Here is a 2,706-nt window from a genome sequence, read left to right on the forward strand (position 1 = left end):
CTGTTAGAGGCTGCTCTTCAATCAAAGCGGATTAGCCGGTGTTATTCGTGACCGACACGCGCAAATCCATCTCGATCAATCGTATTTTGCATAAGCCTCAAAGATCGGTCAATCGAGATAGCACAACGTCGAACGGGTGGCCTTCTGCTGCGCAGACTTCCTGCAGCTCGATGAAGCTGGCAGCGTCAAGAACGAAGAGCACGTCAGGCTCCCCCGTCCGCAATCAACTCTAGGCTGCTGAGCTGTGATCCATTCACGTTCAAGTAGCGACGTGCGTCATATTCGGACAACTGATCTTGCTGACGCAGGTCGAGCACAGCCCGTGTGAAAGTCAGACCAAATTCTTCAAGCCGACGAACTGGAGTGGGGCGTGACGAAGGAGCGAATCCGTTGTCTACCTCGCGGCTGTTGTTCATTACCGCATCTACGACCCGTTGATCTGCTAACTGTAGATCCCGAAGACGTATTGCTACTGATTGCCAACTCGCTTTATACCTGTTCGAGGTCAGTCGGATGCGCTCGTCGATTTGATCGACAGTAACCCTGGTCCAGTGCTTGTACTCGAAGTAGGCGCGTAGGTGAGCCTCGGGCATCAGAAAGCTAGCTGCGAACGCCTCGCACCAACGCTCCTCTGCTGTATCTTCGTCAAAGCACACGGCCGAGGAGCCTCGTGCAATGTGGGCCAATTCATGTAGAAGTGTGTAAGTACGAAGTGACGGCAGTTTGTAGTCGCGGTTAATCGCGATGAGTGGTGCGCGAGGATCCGACAAAGAGAACCCTCGACAGCTCTTCTCGCCCATCGATCGCAGGGTCACAGTTACGCCGAGCTGCTCGATATGCGATCGAAGGGCTTTGAAGAGAGCAGACTTGCTGGTGGCGTCTACCTGGGTTCGCGTATGCCAATGAATGCGGCTCTGCATCAATAGGGCATACGCGTCTGGCGAGTTGCCGACGTCGGGAAATTGCACTGTGTCGGAATCAGTTTGGTCAGCGGCCCACCGAACAACCTTCTGCATGCGTGCAGCAGCTCGTACTGCGGCGACCTCGGCCGTCGGATCAGTTTCGTTCCGATCGAAGGATGAACGGAAGCGGGCAACCGCCGGCGACTGGGCGGGAGGCCCCGGCAGGAAGTAGAACTGAATGGAACGGCCCGCTCGTTTGCCGATCTTCTCGACATCACCTTTCGTGGGCAGCTCGTCACCGCTCAACCACTGCTCGACCAAGGCGCGTGACCGGGCAGTCGCCCGGGCAACTTCTTCCACGTCAAGGCCGGACTCCTGCATCGACCAACGCAAAACGTCCGGATTGATGCGCAGGGAAACCATGGGTAGCACGCTACTGGCTGGTGCGGACATTGGCCTACGAGGTCTCGAGCTGATCTCTGAGCGTGTCGGGCGAAGGCGGGACGACTGGAACCGAAACCTCCGGCTGGACTCGGTTCCAACTTTTCGTCTTCCGGGTACAAGGGGCCATCGCACGACGTCCCGTATGGGGATCGTCCAGCGGGACGCTCCGAGCGTCCGCGGCGCCACGGTTGTGTCTCATGGTGACCTGCACCTCGTCATCGCGAGGTGCAGCACTGGTGCAGACGACCGTGGACCTCGAGTGCTCGAAGCCGGGCTTCTCTGAGTCGATGAATGACGCGACCTAAGCGGGTAATGGCGGTGGTCGAGGGTGAAATCGAAGTGTCCGACGACCGCGCCTCCGACGCGGAAAACCACCGGATCGCGTCTGCCGGATGACGCGTTGAACGCTCGTCTGACGTACACCCTTCTCGCCATCGCAGGCCTCGCGCGTGTTGCTTCGATCCGAGACGAATCCCGCTCAACAAGAGCCGGACCTCCTACACTCACGGGATTCACAGAATAAATGTTGCCGCTCTATGACTGCGATGGGGCGCTATCATCATCTGTGAGGACGCCCCCCCGGCTTGCGGGTTCCTGGGCATCGGGTCGAACTGTGTGAAGAAACGCGCACCACGCTACGACTCGCACAATGAGCACTTCGCACTGCGACACTCACGTCGTTGTCGGAACTTCCCGGTCGTCTGGGGAATCATGAAGCACATGCGCCACCTCGCCACCGCCGCCATCATCACACTTGGAGCAGCACTCCTTGCTCCCGCCGCGCACGCCGAAACGGCTCCCGTCTCACCGACCGTGTCGCCGGAGGCCCCGACGACGATTGACATCTCGAACTACTACATCGACCCTGCCGTCGATCTCTCCGGCACCTTCGTCGCCGTAGATGAGAACGGCACCGAGTACACGGCCACGATCTCCGGGGATACCGCAACCATCGCGCCGGACTCCACCACCGAGGCGCGCGCCGCCCTCGCTGCGGGATGCAGCCGCACCAACTTCATCTTCCCGCTCGGCGCCGGTGTCCAAGAGTCGGTAGACGGATGCGGCCTCATCGGCGTCAACTCCTCCGCGACCCACACCTATCAGTGGGACGTCGATGCCGCTTCGGACGGACAAGCCGCAGTCGAAGGCCGCGGCTACAAGCCCGTGGGTCAGCCCGGTGACTTCACCTACCAGCCCTACTGGAGCGGCCTGGGACGCGGGGGAGGCGGCAGCGGTACTGTAACCATCGGAGAAGTTATCAGGCTCATCGTAATTGAGGGTGTAGTCGGGGTCTGAAGCCGCCAGTTTCGAGCAGGCTGCGGGCGATGTAGTTGGTGAGGTTGCGGAAGCCGAGGGCGGA

Annotated in this window: 2 protein-coding genes; one reads left to right on the forward strand and one right to left on the reverse strand. The window is 59.9% G+C overall.

The genetic code is table 11. From position 1 onward, the window contains the following. Positions 1 to 203: 203 nt before the first annotated feature. Entirely contained in the window at positions 204 to 1,325 is a 1,122-nt protein-coding gene (locus C5D07_RS04590) for an ImmA/IrrE family metallo-endopeptidase (RefSeq protein WP_170063507.1), read from the reverse strand. Positions 1,326 to 2,057: 732 nt separating this feature from the next. Here C5D07_RS04590 and C5D07_RS04595 point away from each other — a divergent pair. After that, positions 2,058 to 2,642, forward strand: a complete 585-nt coding sequence (locus C5D07_RS04595; protein ID WP_104308656.1) for a hypothetical protein — start codon at positions 2,058 to 2,060, stop codon at positions 2,640 to 2,642. The last annotated feature ends 64 nt before the right edge of the window (positions 2,643 to 2,706 follow it).

The organism is Rathayibacter tritici (genome assembly GCF_002932875.1).
GTDB classification, from domain to species: domain Bacteria; phylum Actinomycetota; class Actinomycetes; order Actinomycetales; family Microbacteriaceae; genus Rathayibacter; species Rathayibacter tritici.